We start from the raw sequence: 19,060 nt of genomic DNA, 5'->3' as shown, positions 1-19,060 counted from the left end.
AACGAACGCTGTCTGGACTGTTCGTCCATACCCCGGAGGGCACCGCGTAGCGAACAGCGGGTGTAACCCTTGGCGGGCTCGGTCCGCTTCACCGGCCAGGCCCCCTCCACCATACTCCACATGGCCCCCTTGCCGGGAGGTATAAAAAAAGGGCGGCGAGCCGAAGCCCGCCGCCCTCTATATCACACCGGTCGGAAAAAGATCAGGCCGTCACCGCCCCGTGGCAATGCTTGTACTTCAGCCCCGAACCGCACGGGCACGCCGCGTTGCGGTTGACGCGGCCTTCCCATTGCGTCGGATCGGTGCCCAGATCCGCACCGTCGGGCTGCGGGATCTGCATCGGCGGCATCTGCGGCTGGAGCAAGCCACGCGCGGCGGCATCCCAGTCGTTGCTATTGTCCTCGCCAGTGAACGGATCGAAGTGCGAAGTGATGAAGTCCGGCAGTTCGGGCAGTTCGGGCGGCGCCTGAAGCTGGAACTGGGCATAGGCGATGGTGCGCGTCACATCCTCACGGATATTGTCGAGCATCCGCTGGAACAGCGAAAACGCCTCGTGCTTATACTCGTTGATCGGCGTCTTCTGCGCATAGGCGCGCAGATGGACGACCTGGCGCAGCGCGTCGAGCGTCGCCAGATGCTCCTTCCAGTGATGGTCCAGATTCTGGAGCAGGATCGACTTTTCGACGCTGGTCCAGGTGTCGGGTTCCAGCTCCTTGGCCTTGGCCTCGACCATCGCATCGGCCTCGGCGGTGACGCGCTCCAGCACGATCTCGGGATCGATCGCTTCCTCGGTCAGCCAGTCGTCGACCGGCGGCTCCATGTTCAGCAGGTCCTTCAGCTGCTGCTTCATGCCCGCGACATCCCATTGCTCGGGATAGCTGTTGGGCGGGCAGGCGGTGCCGACAATCGCGTTCACCGTCTCGGCCCGCATGTCGGCGACGACCTCGCCCACCGTCTCGGCGTCCATGATGTCGGCGCGCTGTTCGTAGATGACCTTGCGCTGGTCGTTCATCACGTCATCATATTCGACGACCTGCTTGCGGATGTCGTAGTTGCGCGCCTCGACCTTCTTCTGCGCGGTCTCGATCGCCTTCGACAGCCACTTGCTGCCGATCGCCTCGCCATCCTCGATATTGCTGCGCATCATCTTGGCGAACAGCGTGTCCGGCCCGAAGATGCGGAGCAGATCGTCGTCGAGGCTGAGGTAGAAGCGCGACAGGCCCGGATCGCCCTGACGCCCCGAACGCCCGCGCAGCTGGTTGTCGATACGGCGGCTTTCATGACGCTCGGTGCCCAGCACGAACAGGCCGCCGGCTTCCAGCACCTTCTGCTTTTCCTCCACGATCTCGGCGCGGATGCGGGTTGCCGCCGCCTCATATTCAGGCGTGCCCTCGACCAGATCGGGATGCTCGTCGAGCATGCGGAATTCGAGGTTGCCGCCCAGCTGAATGTCGGTGCCGCGGCCTGCCATGTTGGTCGCGATGGTGACGGCGCCCAGACGGCCCGCCTGCGCCACGATATGCGCCTCCATCTCGTGATAGCGCGCGTTCAGCACCTTATGCGGCACGGCTTCCTGGGTCAGGAATTCGCTCAGTAGTTCGGACTTCTCGATCGAGACGGTGCCGACCAGCACCGGCTGGCCCTTGGCGGCATGGTCGCGGATCTTCTTGGCGATCGCCAGGAACTTGTCCTGGGTGTTCTTATAGAACTCGTCCTCCTCGTCGACGCGCGCGATCGGCAGGTTCGTCGGGATGGTGACGACGTTGATCTTGTAGATGTCGTAAAATTCGCCGGCTTCGGTCGCGGCGGTGCCGGTCATGCCCGAGATCTTCGGATACATTCGGAAGTAATTCTGGAAGGTGATCGAGGCCATGGTCTGGTTCTCGGGCTCGATATTGACGCCCTCCTTCGCCTCGACCGCCTGATGCAGACCCTCCGACCAGCGACGCCCGTCCATCATGCGGCCGGTGAACTCATCGATGATGACGACCTTGCCGTCCTTCACGATATAGTCGGTGTCGCGCTTGAACATCATGTTCGCACGCAGCGCCTGGTTCAGGTGGTGGACGACCTGGGTATTCTCGAAATCGTAGAGATTCTCGCCCTGGAGCAGCCCGGCCGCCTCCAGCAGGCGCTCGGCGCGCTCGGTGCCGTCCTCGGTCAGGATGATCGACTTCTGCTTCTCGTCCTTCTCGTAATCGTCGGCGGTCAGCTGCTTCACGATCGCATCGACGCCGATATACAGCTCGGACTTGTCGTCGGTCGGGCCGGAGATGATCAGCGGCGTGCGCGCCTCATCGATCAGGATCGAGTCGACCTCGTCGACGATCGCGTAGTTGAAGGGGCGCTGCACCATCGACGAGCGCTCATACTTCATATTGTCGCGCAGATAGTCGAAGCCGAACTCGTTGTTCGTGCCATAGGTGATATCGGCGTCATAGGCCGCGCGACGCTGTCCATCGTCCAGATTGGGAATGATGGTGCCGGTGGTCAGGCCCAGGAAGTTATAGACCCGGCCCATGGTCGCGGCGTCGCGGCTGGCCAGATAGTCGTTGACGGTGACGACGTGCACGCCCTTGCCGGGCAGCGCGTTGAGATAGGTCGCAAGCGTCGCGACCAGCGTCTTGCCCTCGCCCGTGCGCATCTCCGCGATCTCGCCGCGATGAAGGACGATGCCGCCGATCATCTGCACGTCATAGTGACGCTGGCCCAGCACGCGCCTGGCGGCTTCGCGGACGGTGGCGAAGGCTTCGGGCAGCAGGCTGTCGAGCGTCGCGCCGTTCGCCAGTTGCTCGCGGAACTTGACCGTCTGCGCGGCGAGCTGGTCGTCCGACATCGCCTCCATCTCGGGCTCGAAAGCGGCGATCTTGGCGACGGTCGGCTTGAGCGACTTGACGTAGCGGTCGTTGGACGAACCGAACAGGGACTTGGCGAGGCCGCCGAACATAAGCGATTTCCTGACTGAATATCGTGAAGAGGGCGCAGCCATGTTCAAGACAGCGGCGCGCGCGATCGAAAGGGATAGGGAATGGGGTCGGCCGATCGCCGACGCCCGCGCCTATTCGCGCCGGCGACCCATGAACGGCGCCACGATCGGGCGCGGCATCGCGGCCAGGAACAGATCGCCCGGCCGAGCGCTATCGATCAGGCTGGCGAGCGGCTGCACCGGCCGGGTCGCGGCCCGCGCCACGGCGGCCTGCTTGGCGGCGGCGACAATGCTGCACTCGGCAACGACCCCCCGCGCCTCCTGCCCACGCGCAGCCGACCCCACGCCGGTCAGCGCGGATAGAAGGGCGGAAAGGAGCAGAAGCAGGTTCATGCGAGGCTTGTCTTAGGCAGATACGCGCGGCGCGTCCATCCGTTGCATGGGATCACATGCCGAACGACGGCGCAGCACCGACCCGCCTTCCTTTGTCAGTCGGCATCTGCCACCGGACGTTGAACGTCCGATACATGCCGATCATTGCCCGTCCCTGCCGGTCACGAGCCGGCGTGAAGCGCGCATGCTGGACGGCGAGCCGACACGTCGTTCGGTCTAGGATGCTATGGCCGCTGCTCTCCACGACTTCACAAGCGGTTGGCTGGCCCTCTTTGTCGACCAGCAATGCAACGCGAGATCGCCCCTCCCAATTCTGCCGTAACGCTTCGACGGGATAGTCATCTGGGCCAAAAAACCGTGCCGGATTGCCGATCGGAAGCGGCGGAGTCGCAGCGACCGGCAGATCGCGGGGAAGTCGTCGCGGTTCGCCGCGCGTCCGCCAGTCATCGGCGCGTTCGGCCAGCATCGCCAACAGGACCAGCGCCAAGGCGGCAAGCGCGCCGATGGCCGCCAGCACGATATTGCGAAGCCCAATGCCCGCGCCCCAGATACTGGTTCGGCCCGCTTGAAGCACGGCCCTTACCCCTCCGGCAGGAAGCGATAGCCAAGGCGCAGCAGCGCATCGGCTTGCGACACGGCGGCAGTGGGTGGCACGCCCGGTCCGGTCCGGGACTGGCCGTCACAAGGGGAAGGGACCGGCACCCCCTTTTCCCAGAGGCGCAGATCCCGCTGGCAATTGATGAACCGCCCTTCGGATGTCACGCCATAGGTGACGTTCATATCGTTCAGAAGGATGAGATTTGTCGGCCAAAGTGAGGCATCATGCGCGGCTGCATTCGGCGCGAAGTCGATCAGGAAGCGCCCCTCAAAGCGATGCGCGGGGGGCCTGCCGGTCTGCCGCGTGATAGCCTCCACCAGATGACGGGCGAGTCCATCGCACATCGGGCCGCTCCGCGCGACCAGTGGTTGCTGCGCCGGCATGCCGCCTTCGCACTCCAGAACATGTCCATTGGGTTCGACGACAAGACGCATCGCCATCGGCCTGTCAGCGGTCATTTCGGACTCGCCGCCATGAGGCAATTGCCATCTTATCCGGAGCGAGTATCGGCTTGCCATGGGCTGGCCCCGGGCATCCTTTGCCGGTGAAAAAAGACCATTGTCGCTTACCGCGAGCCGACATGTCTGCTCGGCAAGACTGGCGGCGGCCGTCTCGACCACCTTGCAATCGGTCACGCGCCCGCTCGCATCGATCCCGAGATCGACGATGACCCGCCCCTCCTCACCCGCTCGCAGCGCCGCAGGGGGATAATTATCGGGGCCGAACAACGTCCGCATGACCTCACCGGAAATTTGAGCCTTCGGCTCGTCCTGCGGCGTGACCGTCGCCATTGCCATCGCCACGATCATCTTCGGCAATCCCCCAAAGCCCCGCCCGTCAGCGAATATCACCCGTTGCAGCGACCGCGCGCAAGCGGCAAAGCACGGGGCCATGAGCATCGCCACCTCTCCCCTCGCCCAGCCCTTTCCCGCTTTGCCCGCGATCGATGGCGTGACGCTGCGCGTCGCGCGTGCGAGGTACAAGAATTGGGATCGCACCGACCTGACCTTCGTGACGCTGCCCGAGGCGACCAGCGTGGCGGGCGTGCTGACCACCAGCAAATGTCCGTCGCCCGAGGTGGAGTGGTGCCGGCAGGCGCTGGTCCTGGGTCAGGCGCGCGCGCTGGTCGTCAATGCGGGCAACTCCAATGCCTTTACCGGCCACCGGGGCCGTGCCGCCGTCGAGGCGATTGCCGCGCGCACCGCCGCCGCGATGGAGTGTCAGCCCTCGGACGTGTTCGTCGCCTCGACCGGTGTGATCGGCGTGCCGCTGCCCATCGACAAGGCCGAAGCGGGCCTTGACGCCGCCTTCACCGCCGAGCCCTGCGGCTGGAAAGACGCCGCCGCGACGATCATGACCACCGACACCTTCGCCAAGGGTGCGACGACGACCGCTATCGTCGATGGCCGCACGGTGACACTGGCCGGGATCATCAAGGGGTCGGGCATGATCGCGCCGGACATGGCGACGATGCTGGGTTTCATCTTCACCGACGCCGCCGTCGCCCCGGAATTCCTGCAACGCGCACTTAACGCCGCCAACGGCCGCAGCTTTTCGTGCATCACGGTCGACGGCGATACCTCGACCAGCGACACGGTGCTGGCCTTCGCCACCGGTACGGCGGGCAACACACCGCTGACCGATGACGATAGCGACGGCGCGGACGCCTTCCGCGCCGCGCTGGCCGATCTGTGCCATCAACTGGCGCTGCTGGTGGTGCGCGACGGCGAGGGTGCGACCAAGCTGATCGAGATCCGGGTCGAGGGCGCGGAGAGCGACCGTTCGGCGCACCGCATCGCCATGTCGATCGCCAACTCGCCGCTGGTGAAGACCGCCATTGCGGGCGAGGACGCCAATTGGGGCCGTGTCGTCATGGCGGTCGGCAAGGCGGGCGAACCGGCCGAGCGCGACAGGCTGTCGATCCGCTTCGGCGAGACGCTGGTCGCCAAGGACGGGCTGGCGGTCGAGGGCTATGACGAAGCCCCCGTCGCCGCGCATCTGAAGGGGCAGGAGATCGCGGTCGGCGTCGACCTGGGTCTGGGCGAAGGCGTCGCGACGGTTTGGACCTGCGACCTGACGCACGGTTACATCTCGATCAACGCCGATTACCGGAGCTGAGCCGCATGCTGACCATCTGGGGCCGGATCAACTCGCACAACGTCAAGAAGGTCGTCTGGCTGGCCGAGGAAATGGGGCTGGCCTATGACCGTCGCGATGTCGGCGGGCCGTTCGGGATGGACGCAGGCTATCGCGCGCTCAACCCCAATGCGCTGATCCCGACGATCGAGGATGACGGCTTCGTCCTTTGGGAGTCGAACAGCATCCTGCGCTATCTGGCGGCCAATCATGGCGGCGCGGCGTTCTATCCGGTCGATCCGCAGGCGCGGGCCTCGGTCGAGCGGTGGATGGACTGGGGCTTCACCTGGGCCGACGCGATCCGGCCGATCTTCTTCCAGATGGTGCGGACCGAGGTCGATAAGCGCGATACAGGCCTCGTCGAGCGGAGCGTCGCGCGGGCGGCGGGGCTGTCGGCGATCCTGGACGATGTGCTGGGGCGGCAGGACTGGCTGTCGGGCGATGCGTTCGGGATCGGGGATATTACGGTTGCGGCCTATGCGAATACCTGGTTCCAGCTGCCGGTCGAGCGACCGTCGCGGCCGAATTTGGAGCGCTGGTATGCGGCGCTTCGGGAGCGGGCGCCGTTTCGCGATGTGGTGATGATTCCGTTGAGTTGAGCGATCATGGGCGGCGGTCTCTGCGAGACCCGGTGCCCTCCCCCATCCCCTCCCGCTTGCGGGAGGGGCGTGCGCGGATCAGACGTCGCCCCAAAATAAAGGCCCCTCCCGCTTGCGGGAAGGGCATGCCAAGCGGTCCAACTTAGCACAATCGCCGCCCCCTTCTTCCTCCCCTCCCGCAGGCGGGAGGGGATCGAGGGGAGGGAACGGCGTCTCACCGAGACCGTCAAAGCCTTACAGCGCGCCTTCGAGCCAGGCCTTGATCCGCCCCTTGGGCTCGGCGCCGACCTTGGTCGCGGCGGCGTTGCCGCCCTTGAACAGGATCATCGTCGGGATGCCGCGCACGCCGTAACGACCGGGGGCGTCGGGATTGTCGTCGATGTTCAGCTTGGCGATCGTCACCTGCTCGCCCAGTTCCTCGGACAGTTCCTCCAGCGACGGGCCGATCATCTTGCACGGTCCGCACCATTCGGCCCAGAAATCGACCAGCACCGGCTTGTCGGAGTTCAGGACGTCCGCTTCGAAGCTAGCGTCGGTGATCTGCTTGGTTGCCATGTTCGTTTCTCCTTGATCGCGTACATCTAGGTGGCGCGCTCCGGTCGCTCAACCACCGAATGGCAAGCTTTGCTCCCCGTCGCGAAAGCCCGGCTTGTGCGCGGCCAGCACCGTATCCGGCACCGGGATCAGGCGCGGGCCCGCGGTATAGAGCAGCGCCACTGATACGCGCCGACCGGGGAAGATGACTTCCAGCGCGGCGGCATAGCCCGCCATCTGCGCCAGATGGAACACCGGCACATCCTCGATCCCGTTCGGTGCGCGCCGCCCGGTCTTGTAATCGATCAACCGGATCTCGTGCGGTCCGATCAGCAACCGGTCGACCCGGCCCGACACCACCAGCCCGCTTTCCAGCGTCGCCGCGATCGGCGCCTCGGCCAGCGATCCCGGCCCGAACAGCTCGGCATAGGCCGGGTCGTCAAGGATACCGAACACCGCCTCGCTGACGTCGGCGCGTAGATCGGCATCCTCGACCCCGGCCGCCTGCGCCAGCCAGCGCTCGGCCGCGCCCCGCCGCGCCTCGGGCGCCACGGGGGGCAGGCGTTCGAGCAGACAATGGATGAGCCGCCCAAGCTCGGCCGCCGCGCGCATCGCCGGGGTCGGCGGCGGATCGGCCACCAGATCCTCGCCCAGCGACGAGGGTGCCAGGGGACGCGGCGGACGCGACTCCTGCGGCGCGGGGCGGTGAATCCAGTCGGGCAAGGGCGTATCTGCGCCGGCCAGGGCACGGGGTGCGGCTACGCCGGCGCGCGGTGCGACCGGCTCCTGCGGCGCCACGCCATGGAAGGTCCGCGACTGGCCATCGCCCGGCTCGGTCTCCGGAACATTCAGCGCCGTCATGGCGCGCCCGCAGGCGGCGTACCAGCTGTGCATCGGCGGCACGCCCGCCGCCCGCTTGCCCAGCGCGCCGGCGACCACCAGCTGTTCCTCCGCCCGCGTCGCGGCGACGTAGAAGAGCCGCCAATGCTCGGCCAGTTCGCGCGCGGCGATCTCGGCGGCCACCGCATCGAGCGGCCCGCCGCGTTCCTCCGCGCGCGGCGAAAAGACCGGGATGGGCAGCGCGCCCGGCTCGGGCGTCCAACGCAGGATTGACCTTGGCGAGGCGGTCGGATCGGCAGTGGCGTCGGCCAGGATGACGAGTGGCGCCTGCAATCCCTTCGATCCATGCGCGGTCATCACCCGCACCGCATCGAGCGGCGCGGAGGGGTCGCGCACGATCTCGACATCGCCGCGATCGAACCAGTCGAGGAACCGCTGGAGCGAGGGCGTCGTCGTGCTCTCGAAGGTCAGCGCGGCGTTCAGCAGTTCCTCGATCGGATCGCGCGCCTCGGTCCCCAGCCGCCGGATCAGCTTGCGCCGCCCGTCGAGCGGCCCCGACAGCAGTTCCTCGAGGAACTGATAGGGCGTGAACACATCGGCGCGCCCCAGCATCTGCCGCAACGGCGCCAGATCATCGGCGGGAAGGTTGCGCGTCAGATGCGCCCAGAGCGATCCGCGCTCGCGGTGCCCGGCCTCCATCAACCGCTCCTGCGACCAGCCGATCAGCGGCGACACCAGCAGCGACGCCAGCGACAGGTCGTCCTCGGGCTGCAGCACGAAACGGATCGCCGCCAGCAGGTCCTGCACCGCCAGCGGTGCGTTCAGCCGCAGCCGGTCGACGCCCGCGACCGGCACCCCCTCGGCATAGAGCCGCGCGACGATCAGCGAGGCGAGGTCGCCGCGCCGTTTGACCAGGATCATGATGTCCTGCGGCTCCAGCCGGCGGCCCTTGCTCTCCAGCATCAGCCCGTCGTCGAGCCAGCGGCGGACGGCGCGCGCGATGTCGGTCGCGACCTTGCGCACCGCATCGTCGATCCAGCCTTCCTCGTCCTCGTCGCTGCCGCCCGCCACAACCGGCGGCCAGAGCGTGACGCGACCGGGGCCCCTCACCTCGCTGGCATGGCGCTCGACCTCTCCGGCCAGCCCCATGCCCGGCTCCCCCAGCGCCTCGACCGCCGCATCGACGAATTCCAGGATCGGGCGCGTCGAGCGGAAGCTGTGCGTCAGCGACAGGCGGTTGAACGGCAGGCCGCGTTCCTCGGTCGGCCAATCCTCGGTCCCGGCGACCTCCAGCGCGCGGCGGTGGAAATGCTGCTCCGCCGCCTGGAAATTGATCGGGTCGGTGCCCTGAAAGCCGAAGATCGCCTGCTTGTAATCGCCGACGGTGAACAGGGTGCGGGTCGAGGGCGCATAGAGCCCCCGGCCGACGAAGAACTCATCGGCGAGCGCGCGGACGATCAGCCACTGGTTGAGATTGGTGTCCTGCGCCTCGTCGATCAGGACATGCTCGGTCACCTGATCGAGCTTGTAGCGCACCCATTCGCCGATGCCCGGACGCTGGAGCAGATCGACCGTGACGCGGATCAGATCGTCGAAATCGACCGCCCCGATCGCACGCTTGGCCTGGCCATAGGCGCGGGCATAATCGCGCCCGACGCTCAGGCCATCGGCGAGCAGATCGGCATGGCGCGCGCGGGCGGCCAGACCGAGCAGATAGCGGCAGGCCTCGCCCACCTCGCTCGCCATATCCTCATAATCGGGGTCGGCATCGACCAGCTTCTTCGACGCCTTGCGCGGCTCGCCCTTGGCGGTGAAGACCGTGCCCATCAGCTCTTCGAGCAGCGCGACCCGCCCCGCCCGGTCGCTGGCCAACCAGCGCTCCATCGCGGTGGCCGCCTTTTCGCCGGTGGCGGTGCCCCACGCCCGATTGGCCCCCGCCAGCCGGGCGACGGCGTCCTCGTCCATGTCGTCGACGCCCTCGGCGATCGCCTCGTCAATGTCGCCCGAGGGCAGGTCGAGCGCGCGGAGAAGCCATGGCCCGATACCGCTGGGCAAGGCCTCCAGCGCGGCCGGCGCACGCGCGCAGGCGGCGAGGAAGGATTCCGCCCCGCCCTCGCCCAGCCGGAGCGACAGCGCGCCGACCGTCTCGACCGGGCCGACACGGCCTTCGCGCTCGGCCATTTCCAGCATTCGCGCCAGCGCCTCGCGCGCCAGCACCGCCTCCTCGCGCGCCTCCAGCGGACGGAAGCCGGGGGCCAGCCCCGCCTCGACCGGGAAGGCCGCGAGCAGCCCCTGGCAAAAGCCGTGAATGGTCTGGATGCGCAGTCCGCCCCCCGGCGCGTCGAGCACACGTGCGAACAAGGTGCGCGCGCGTTCGCGCAATTCGGGGCGGGCGGTCTCGCCCAGCGCCTTCAGGTCGGCGAACAGCTCGGTCTCGGGCATCCGCACCCAGGCGGCGAGCCGGCCACTGATCCGCTGCGCCATTTCGGCGGCGCCCGCCTTGGTGAAGGTCAGGCACAGGATCGATTCGGGCGCGACGCCGCGCAACAGCAGGCGGAACACGCGCGCGGCCAGCACCTGCGTCTTGCCGGTGCCGGCCGAGGCGGACAACCAGACATGCGCGGTGGGGTCGCTGGCGGCGGCCTGATCGCCCTTCAACGGGGGCAGGTTGGCCATGGGGCGGGCGCTCATGCGGTGTGCTCCGGGCGGGCGGCGGGGCGTGCGCTTCGACTTCGCTCAGCGTGAACGGGGGTTGGGTTAGACCGCCTGCCCTCCAAACCCCGTTCAGCCTGAGCGAAGTCGAAGGCCACGCCCAAACGCTTGCCTAGAACGACGTTCATCCCGTACGCTTCGACTTCGCTCAGCGCGAACGGGCCGGAGGATTTACCGATCACGGCCATACCATTCATCCCGCCGCATCAGCTGATCATATTCCGCATAGGGTGCATATTCGGGCACCAGCTTGGCGGTGAACGGCGCGTCACCGGTCAGCCATTGTCCCGCCGCATCCGCAAAATTCGCCGCCGCGATCGAGACGAACTCATCGGTGCGGATGCGGTCGCGCTTGCCGTCGGGATCGACCGGCGTGGCGATATAGCCCAGCCCCTCGCGCCCCCGCCCCAGCGACCAATATTCGAAGCCGCAGGCCTTGCCGCCCACCCCTTCGAACCCGCCCCGCTCGGCGATCAGGCCGAGCAGGCCGAGCTGCAAACTGAACCCCTCGCGCACCGCGACCGCCGAGGGCGGCTTGCCGGTCTTATAGTCGATCACCACCAGCCCACCGTCCTGGGTGCGGTCGATCCGGTCGAACCGGCCGGTCAGGGTGACGCCGGCGAGCTTCGCCTCGCCCTTGCCCTCCGCGCTCAGGACATGGCGACCCTCGCCCGCCTTGGCGGCGACCTCGGCGGCGATCCAGTCGATCGCCTCGATCAGGCGCGGCTGCCACAGCGCGCGCATCATTGGATGCGTCCGCTGATCGCGCAGCATGGCCAGCGCGCGCGGTCGCAGCGCCTCGACCGCGCAACCGTCTTCCTTCCACCACGCTTCGAGAATGTCGTGGACGGCGGTCCCGCGCCACGCCGCGCTGGGATCGGCATCGACCGGGTCGAGCGGGGTCAGCCGCAACACGCGCCGCGCGTAAAAGGCATAAGGATCGGCCTTCAGCCGGTCGACCTCGGTCACCGAGATGACGGTGGGGCGAAGGCGTGCGGGTGGCTTGGGCGCGGGGCGGTCGACGGGGACGTAGTCGTCCGGCCGGTCGAGCCGTTCGGCCCATTCCGCCAGCGTCGGATGCCCCTCGAACCGCTCGCCCGCCATCGCCTGTAGCCGCAACCAGAAGCGCGAGGCGAGCGTCGGACCACTCGCATCGCGGCGCGCCCGCGTCAGGATCGCGCGCGGCGCCCCCATGGCCTGCGCCAGGTCATGCGCGGCGATGCCGATCCGCTGCTCCAGCCCGACCAGCCCTAGCTGCGCCCGGATACGCGGCGCCAGCCAGGGGTCGGGCGCGGGTCGGCCGGGCCACATGCCTTCGTTCAGCCCCGCCGCGATCATCAGGTCGGCGGTCTGGAGCCGCGCCTCGATCGGGCCGTAGATCGCCAGGCGCGGGCTCTGGCCCTCGCGCGGGATGGCGCGCACCGCGATCTCGTCGAGCAGGCTGCGCATCAGTCCCGGCAGATCAGCCGGATCGATCCGCGCAGGACCATGATCGGCCTGTTCCTCATAGCCCGACAGGAATTCGGCCGCCGCGCGCCCTGCCGGCCCGGTCCACAGCGCGTCGCCGCACAGCGCCTGCCCACATTCGCGCAGACAGGCGAGCAGCCCGCGCAACGACTGCGCCCCATCGCCGAAGGTGCGGCCCACCGGCGCCAGCATCGGGGCGACCTTGGCCCAGAAACCGGACGCGGTCGGCCGCTCGGCGATATGCGCGGCGATGCCGTCCAGCCCCGGGGCCGGCCGTGGCCCGCGCAACCCGCGATCGAGCGCACGCACGCCGTCCAGCCAGTCGACCCGCTCCATATCGCCATGGATCAGCGGATGCTTGAGCAACGCCAGCAGCGGCAAGGGCGCGAAAGCTTGCGCCGCCGCCTCGGCCAGTTGCAGCAGGAAGGTGCCGGGCAGCAGGATCGACAAGGGCCGTCCCGCCGTATCGTCGATCAGGATGTTCCAGCGGCGGCAATGCGCCGCGACGCGCCGGGCCAGCGCACGGTCGGGGGTGACCAGCGCGGCGGTCCGTCCCGGCTCCTCCACCGCCTCGCGCAGCGCGATGGCGATGGCCTGCGCCTCCTCGGCGGGCGTCGCGAGTTCGATCGTCGACACGCCCGACAAGCGCCGGTCCTCGGCCGGCAGGTCGGTCCATTTGCCGGTGAAGTCCGCAGGCGCCATGGCGTTGGCGATGGCGCGCCCGCGCGCCGGCCCGGCATCATAATCGCCGCCGCCGCGCCACACCGTCACCTCGTCACGCCCGACGCTCATGCGGTCGAGCAACAGCTTCAACGCATATTGCGGATGCGTCTCGATCGACCGGCGCACCCGCCCCGTGACGGGATCGGGCTTGTGCGGCCCCAGCGCGTCCCATTCCTCCGCCGGCATGGTCAGGTCCAGCCCGGCGAACACCACCGACCCACCCGGCATCTCCGACACGCAGCGCAGTACGCGCGCGACCGCCGGTGCGGTATCCGTGACGCCGGCGGCACAGACGAAGCCGGCGGGCGGTTGCTCACGCCAGCGGCCGACGACCCGGTCGAGCAGCAGCGTCCGCCGCCGCGCGGCATCGATCCGCCCCATCCGCTTGAGCACCGCCGGCCAGCGATCGAGCACCACCGAAAAGGTCTGAAGCGCCGCCTGCCAATGCTCGGTCAGCTCGGGCCCCAGATCGAGTTGGGCCAGTTCGTCCGGTTCGACCTCCTCGACCAGCATCTGGTCGAGCGTGCGCGCCAGGTCGCCAGCCAGCCGTACCGCCTCGGCCGCCGTCACCGGCTGGCCGGCGCGCTTGCGCTCCTCCTCGACCAGCCGCGCCAGGATCATGCGCCGCGCATGGGGCGCGATGGCGGGTGGCGGCGGGGCCTCGGCATCGGCGGGGTCGAGCGCCGAGCCCGCCGCCTCGCCCAGTTCGGGATCGCCCAGCGCGACCATGCGCGGCAGGATCAACCCGCCGCCGCTGGCGCGCACGAACGCCTCGGTCACCGCGCGCACGCCGCGATTGGTCGGCAGCAGGATCATCCCCTGCGCCAGCGTCAGCGGATCGCCGCCGGTGCGGCGCATCAGCCCGGCGACCAGCGCGTCGGCGAAGCCGCGATGGGCAGGAATGGTATGAAGGCGGGGGCGGCGCGGCTCAGCCATCCGCCAGGATCAGCTCCGTCTGCGGGATGGCGCGCGGCGTGCCGACATCGAACCACAGGCCCTGATGCACCTGGCCGAAGGCGCGGCCCGCCTCGATCGCGCGGTCCCAGAACAGGTTGGTCGAAAACGGCCCCTCGGGCGCGTCGACGATCAGGCGCGGGTGCAGGATCTGCAACCCCGTATAGGAAAAGGGCGCAACCCGGTTGCGCGCGCGACGTGCGGTGATCCGGCCATCGGGACCCAGATGGAAGTCGCCATGCCCCTTGTGGTTATGCGCGCGCGCCAGCGGCACCATCAGCAGCAGCGCGTCCATCGCCGCATCGTCCCAGCGCGAGGACAACAGGCGGATGGCATCGACCGGTCCGTCGATCCAGAGATTGTCGCTATTGACGACCAGCACCGGATCGTCCCCCAGCAGGGACCGTGCCTTCACCAGCCCGCCACCGGTTTCGAGCAGCTGTTCGCGCTCGTCGGAGATGATGATCTCGACTTGCGGAAACCGGTCGCGCAGATGCGCTTCCAACTGGTCGGCGAGATAATGGACGTTGACGACCGCCCGCTCGATCCCGGCGGCGATCAGCCGGTCGAAGACATGGTCGATCAGCGGCTTGCCCGCGACCGATACCAGGGGCTTGGGGCGGGTCGCCGTCAGCGGGCGCATCCGCTTGCCGAGACCAGCGGCCATCACCATCGCGGTACGGGGCACGCGTCCGCCGGGCACGGGACGCAGCGAGAGCTGTCGGGTCATCAACCGTTTCCTTGTTGCGCCAGCATATGCGGATCGCCGCGCAGTTCGGGGGGCACATTGTCGTCGAACCAGGCCGCGACCGGTGCGAGCACCGGGTGCGATAGATCGCGTTCCAGATAGGCCCAGACACGCGGACACAAGGCAGCATAGCGCGGCTTGCCGTCGCGCTTCCAAAGCCGGGTGAAGATGCCCAGGATCTTGGCGTTCCGCTGCGCGCCCAGCACGTGATAGGCATTCAGGAACGCATCGCCCTCGCCGGTCGCGGCCAGATAGCGTTTCAGCATCGCCTGCTCGATCGACGGCTCGACGTCGCGGCGGGCGTCCTGCAACAGCGAGACGAGGTCATAGGCGGCATGGCCGGCCAATGCGTCCTGGAAGTCGAGCAGGCCGAAGGTGCGCAGCGGCCCGACCAGCATCAGATTCTCGACATGATAGTCGCGCAGCACGGTGACGGGATGGTCGGTGATGGCATGGGCGAACACCTGCTCCCAAGCGGCGCGATAGCCCTCGACATCGACATCCAGGCCGACCGCCGGGCAATACCATTCGGGGAACAGCCCGGCCTCACGGTGAAGCACGGCGGCATCATAGGGGGCCAGCCCTTCGGGCGCATGACCGCGTAGCGCGGCGAGTAGATCGACCGCGCCGCTGTAGAGCGTCATCGCCTGATCCGGGTCCGCCTCGATCGCCTCGCGCATCCGTTCGTCGCCGAAATCCTCGATCAGGACCAGCCCGCGTGCCTCGTCCGCGCCCAGGATCGCGGGCGCGGCAAAGCCCCGGCCGACCAGCCAGCGCGCGATCGCGATGAAGGGGCGCGGGTCCTCATGCGGCGGCGGCGCGTCCATCAGGACGGCGCTGCGCCCGTCCAGCGTCACCCGGAAATAGCGGCGGAACGAGGCGTCACCGGCGAGCGGCGCGATGACCGCACCCTTCCATCCGACGCTGGCAAGAAAGGCGGGCGCATCCGCCGGCGGGGTCATATCGGCCATCGCGCTTCCCAGCCCGAGGGCACCCTGGCTGTCAAGATACGACCGCCATCATCGTCCATCGCCAGCGTCAGCGCGAGCGCCTGCGGCCAGGCATCGGGGCCGGCGCGATCGGGCCATTCGACGACCAGCGCCGAGTCCCACAGCGCCTCGTCGAGCCCCAATTCGTCGAGCTGCTCCGGCCCGTCGAGCCGGTACAGATCGACATGCAGGATCGGGATGTGCGTCTCGGGCGGGGCATAGGGCTGGACGATGGCGAAGCTTGGGGACGGCGCCTCGCCAGGCAGGCCGAGGGCGGCGAGCAGCCCGCGCGCCAGGCTGGTCTTGCCCGCGCCCAGCGTGCCGGTCAGCGTCACGACGTCGCCGGGGCGGATATGCGCGGCGAGACGCCGGCCGAAATCCTCGGTCGCCGCCGCATCGGCCAGATGGATCGTCATGCCTTCTTCTCCACCACCCGGCGCGGCAGCTCGACCGTCACCAGCGTCCCCTGCCCCGGTTCGGACAGCAGCGTGATCGTGCCGCCATGCGCCTCGACGAACTGCCTGGCGAGCGGCAGGCCGAGCCCCAGCGCGCGTTCGCCGGTCGCCTTGATCTCGGGCTCGGCGAACCGGTCGAAGGCGTGGGCGACCGCCTGCGCATCCATGCCCTGTCCGTCATCCGACACGATGATCCGCGCGCGCCCGGAATCGCCATCGGCGTGCAGCAGGATGCGTCCGCCCTCGGGCGTCTGCTCGACCGCGTGGCGCAACAAATGCTCGATCACCTCCTGCAAGCGGCGCCGGTCGCCGGTGACGCGTCCGACCGAGCGCTGGATCTCGACCGCGAAGTCCAGCCGCCGCCGTCCCACCACCGGCCGGATCGTGTCCGCCGCCGTCCGGGTGACGCGGGCGAGGTCGACATCCTCGCGCGCGATCTCCGCGCCCTCATCGCCGCGCGTCAGGTCGAGCACGTCGTCGACAAGCAGCCCCAGCCGCTCCGTCGACTCCAGGATCGCCTCGACATAGCTGTTCGCCGTCTCGGGCAACGGCCCGGCAAAGCCGCCATGCAGCATCTCGGCGAACCCGCTGATCGAGGTCAGCGGGGTGCGCAGCTCATAGCTCATATTGGCGACGAAGGCGGTCTTCACCCGGTCCGCCGCCTCCAGCGCATTGGCGCGGTCGCGCAATGCCTGCTCGGCACGGCGGCTGTCGGTGATGTCGAGCAGCGTGATCAGCGCATTGCCATCGGGCAGCGGCACGCCGGCGAACTCGTAATGACGGCCATCGGCCATCGCGACCCGCCCGCCGCGCTGCTGCCGCTCGATCGTGGCGGAGCGGACCAGATCGACGATCAGCGCGGCGCGATTGGGCGTCGCCAACCGGCCCGCGACCTTATCGGCGAAGGCATCGACGCGCGGATGGCTGGACAGGAACTCCTCCTCCAGCCCCCAGAGCGCGCGGAAACGGTTGTTCCACAGCTGCAACCGGCCATCGGCGGCGAAGACGCCCAGCGCCTCGAACAGATTGTCGAAGGTCGCGGTGCGGACGCGCAGCAGCGTGTCGCGCGCGGAGGCGAGCTGCACCTCCTCGGTCCGGTCCTCGAAGATCAGCAGCAGGCCGCCATCGGGCAGCGGCTGCGCGACGACGCGCAAATGCGTGCCGCCGGGCAGATGCCATTGCTCCTCGATGCCGCCGCCCGCCTGCCGGAACCAGCCGACCCGCTCGGCCTTCCACCCGGGGAAGTCGCGCACCTCGGGGCTGCGATTGGCCTCGCGCATCCTCTCCAGGATGCGGTCGAATTCGGGATGATCGGCCAGCCATTCGGCGCGCATCGCGAACATGCGGCGGAAGGGCTGGTTGCAGAAGACAAGCTCGCGGTCGGGCCCGAAATGCGCGACGGCCGCCGACAGCCGGTCGAGCATCGCACGCTGCGCCTCGGCGAAGCGCTTGGCCCCGGCGCGCGACTGTTCCAGATCCTCGATATCGACCGCGAAGCCCGCGATGCCGCCGGTGGTCAGCGGCACGTCGAAGATGCGCAGCGCCCGCCTGGCGCCGTCGATCGTCGCGGGCAGCACCTGTTCGTGCGGCCGCCCCTGATCGCGCGCGGCGGCCGCCCCCGCCAGTGGCCCGCCCCGCCCCGATCCTTCGACCAGTTCCAGCCCGCGCGACACCACATCGGCGGCATCGCGACCCTCGACCGCATCGACATAGGCGGTGTTGACCATGGCGAGGCGCAGATCGGCGCCGCGATACCACATGGGCAGGGGTGCCGCCTCGATCAGCCCGGTCAGCGCCTCGAACGCGTCGCCCAGCCGCTTCGTCTCGCCGTCCAGCCGGGCGATCTCGTCCTGCGCCTCGGTCATGTCGAGCGCCCAGACGACGACCGCGCCGCTCGCCCCCTGATCCTGCGGCGCGCGCGCGCCCTCCAGCACCAGGGTGCGCGACGAGCCTTGCGGCCGGACGATCCGGCGGAACCGGCGGCCGGTCTTCTGCGCGGCGGTCAGGTCGGCGGCCAGCAGCGCGGCGTCCTCGGCGGTCAGGCCGCTCTGCTCAGCCGTCATCTCCTCCAGGAAGCGCGCCGGATCGACCAGCCCCAGCCAGTCGGCCAGCCGCGCGGGCATGTCGATACGGCCATCGGCGCAGACCAGCATCGCCTGGGCGGGCCCGGCGCGCAACAGCCCGTCCAGCCGCTCATGCTCGCGCCGCACCGCACCGGCTTCCGCGCGGGCGCGCAGGCCGAGGAACAGCAGGAGCGTGCCGACCAGGATCAACACACAGGCGCCAGCGCCCAGCAGAACCGCCTCGACACTGTTGATCGTGATCATCCGCAAGGGTCCGGGGCAAGGCTGGCCATCCGCCATGCTCTAACCCGATCCGCAGGCGATACGCCAGTTGGCAGCCCAAAAGAAAAGGGGCCATCCTTTCGGACGACCCCCTCCCCTTCGCAGATGATCGACGTACGATCAGTAGCGATAGTGATCCGGCTTGAACGGACCTTCGACCGGCACGCCGATATAGGCAGCCTGCTTCTCCGACAGCTTCGACAGCTGGACGCCCAGCTTTTCGAGGTGGAGCGCGGCGACCTTCTCGTCGAGGTGCTTCGGCAGAACGTACACTTCGTTCTTGTAGTTCTCGCCCTTGGTCCACAGCTCGATCTGGGCGAGCGTCTGGTTGGTGAACGAGGCCGACATGACGAAGGACGGGTGACCGGTCGCGCAGCCCAGGTTCACCAGGCGGCCCTTGGCCAGCACGATGATCTGCTTGCCGTCCGGGAACTCGACCAGGTCGGTGCCGGGCTTCACTTCGGTCCACTTGTAGTTCGACAGCGCCGCGATCTGGATCTCGGAGTCGAAGTGGCCGATGTTGCAGACGATCGACATGGGCTTCATCGCCTTCATGTGATCGGCGGTGATGACGTCGGCGTTGCCGGACAAAAAAAAAAAAAAAAAAAAAAAAAAAAAAAAAAAAAAAAAAAAAAAAAAAA

Annotated in this window: 14 protein-coding genes; 2 read left to right on the top strand and 12 right to left on the bottom strand. The window is 68.4% G+C overall.

What is annotated here, in order from left to right:
* Positions 1 to 202: 202 nt before the first annotated feature.
* The 4 genes from secA to ACQKJZ_RS08075 form a co-directional block, all read right to left on the bottom strand.
* Positions 203 to 2,947 (bottom strand): preprotein translocase subunit SecA, encoded by a 2,745-nt coding sequence (gene secA / locus ACQKJZ_RS08090; RefSeq protein WP_427730672.1) that lies wholly within the window; start codon positions 2,945 to 2,947, stop codon positions 203 to 205.
* A 111-nt stretch (positions 2,948 to 3,058) separates the two neighbouring features.
* On the bottom strand, positions 3,059 to 3,319 hold the full coding sequence (locus ACQKJZ_RS08085) for a hypothetical protein (protein WP_427730671.1): 261 nt from the start codon (positions 3,317 to 3,319) through the stop codon (positions 3,059 to 3,061).
* 52 nt (positions 3,320 to 3,371) lie between these two features.
* Complete coding sequence (locus tag ACQKJZ_RS08080; protein WP_427730670.1) at positions 3,372 to 3,836, bottom strand: energy transducer TonB; 465 nt, start codon at positions 3,834 to 3,836, stop codon at positions 3,372 to 3,374.
* A 62-nt stretch (positions 3,837 to 3,898) separates the two neighbouring features.
* Entirely contained in the window at positions 3,899 to 4,726 is an 828-nt protein-coding gene (locus tag ACQKJZ_RS08075) for an energy transducer TonB (protein ID WP_427730669.1), read from the bottom strand.
* 82 nt (positions 4,727 to 4,808) lie between these two features.
* Here ACQKJZ_RS08075 and argJ point away from each other — a divergent pair, with 82 nt between their 5' ends.
* Both argJ and ACQKJZ_RS08065 read left to right on the top strand, forming a co-directional pair.
* On the top strand, positions 4,809 to 6,035 hold the full coding sequence (gene argJ / locus ACQKJZ_RS08070) for a bifunctional glutamate N-acetyltransferase/amino-acid acetyltransferase ArgJ (RefSeq protein WP_427730668.1): 1,227 nt from the start codon (positions 4,809 to 4,811) through the stop codon (positions 6,033 to 6,035).
* A 5-nt stretch (positions 6,036 to 6,040) separates the two neighbouring features.
* Positions 6,041 to 6,652 (top strand): glutathione S-transferase family protein, encoded by a 612-nt coding sequence (locus tag ACQKJZ_RS08065; protein WP_427730667.1) that lies wholly within the window; start codon positions 6,041 to 6,043, stop codon positions 6,650 to 6,652.
* Between the two features lie 234 nt (positions 6,653 to 6,886).
* Here ACQKJZ_RS08065 and trxA read toward each other — a convergent pair whose 3' ends face one another.
* The 8 genes from trxA to ACQKJZ_RS08025 form a co-directional block, all read right to left on the bottom strand.
* The gene (gene trxA / locus ACQKJZ_RS08060; RefSeq protein WP_183952160.1) at positions 6,887 to 7,207 is read right to left on the bottom strand and encodes a thioredoxin; all 321 of its coding nucleotides are present in this window, start codon (positions 7,205 to 7,207) and stop codon (positions 6,887 to 6,889) included.
* A gap of 48 nt (positions 7,208 to 7,255) precedes the next feature.
* Positions 7,256 to 10,717, bottom strand: a complete 3,462-nt coding sequence (gene addA, locus ACQKJZ_RS08055; RefSeq protein WP_427730666.1) for a double-strand break repair helicase AddA — start codon at positions 10,715 to 10,717, stop codon at positions 7,256 to 7,258.
* Positions 10,718 to 10,909: 192 nt separating this feature from the next.
* Complete coding sequence (locus tag ACQKJZ_RS08050) at positions 10,910 to 13,864, bottom strand: PD-(D/E)XK nuclease family protein (protein ID WP_427730665.1); 2,955 nt, start codon at positions 13,862 to 13,864, stop codon at positions 10,910 to 10,912.
* Positions 13,857 to 14,612, bottom strand: coding sequence for a nucleotidyltransferase family protein (locus ACQKJZ_RS08045; RefSeq protein ID WP_427730664.1), 756 nt, complete (start codon positions 14,610 to 14,612; stop codon positions 13,857 to 13,859). The genes ACQKJZ_RS08050 and ACQKJZ_RS08045 overlap by 8 nt, the downstream gene beginning before the upstream one ends.
* A complete protein-coding gene (locus ACQKJZ_RS08040; protein ID WP_427730681.1) occupies positions 14,612 to 15,592 on the bottom strand; it encodes an aminoglycoside phosphotransferase family protein in 981 nt (326 codons plus the stop codon). Before ACQKJZ_RS08040 ends, ACQKJZ_RS08045 begins: the two co-directional genes overlap by 1 nt.
* Positions 15,589 to 16,035: a tRNA (adenosine(37)-N6)-threonylcarbamoyltransferase complex ATPase subunit type 1 TsaE gene (gene tsaE, locus ACQKJZ_RS08035; RefSeq protein ID WP_427730663.1), complete on the bottom strand. Its 447-nt coding sequence runs from the start codon at positions 16,033 to 16,035 to the stop codon at positions 15,589 to 15,591. The genes ACQKJZ_RS08040 and tsaE overlap by 4 nt, the downstream gene beginning before the upstream one ends.
* A complete protein-coding gene (locus tag ACQKJZ_RS08030; RefSeq protein WP_427730662.1) occupies positions 16,032 to 18,401 on the bottom strand; it encodes a PAS-domain containing protein in 2,370 nt (789 codons plus the stop codon). Before ACQKJZ_RS08030 ends, tsaE begins: the two co-directional genes overlap by 4 nt.
* A gap of 138 nt (positions 18,402 to 18,539) precedes the next feature.
* A partial coding sequence (locus ACQKJZ_RS08025; protein ID WP_427730661.1) for an adenosylhomocysteinase occupies positions 18,540 to 19,060 on the bottom strand: 521 nt, incomplete at its 5' end.

This window comes from Sphingomonas sp. NPDC019816 (genome assembly GCF_050274375.1).
GTDB lineage: Bacteria > Pseudomonadota > Alphaproteobacteria > Sphingomonadales > Sphingomonadaceae > Sphingomonas.
This window is presented reverse-complemented; position numbering and strand designations above follow the sequence as displayed.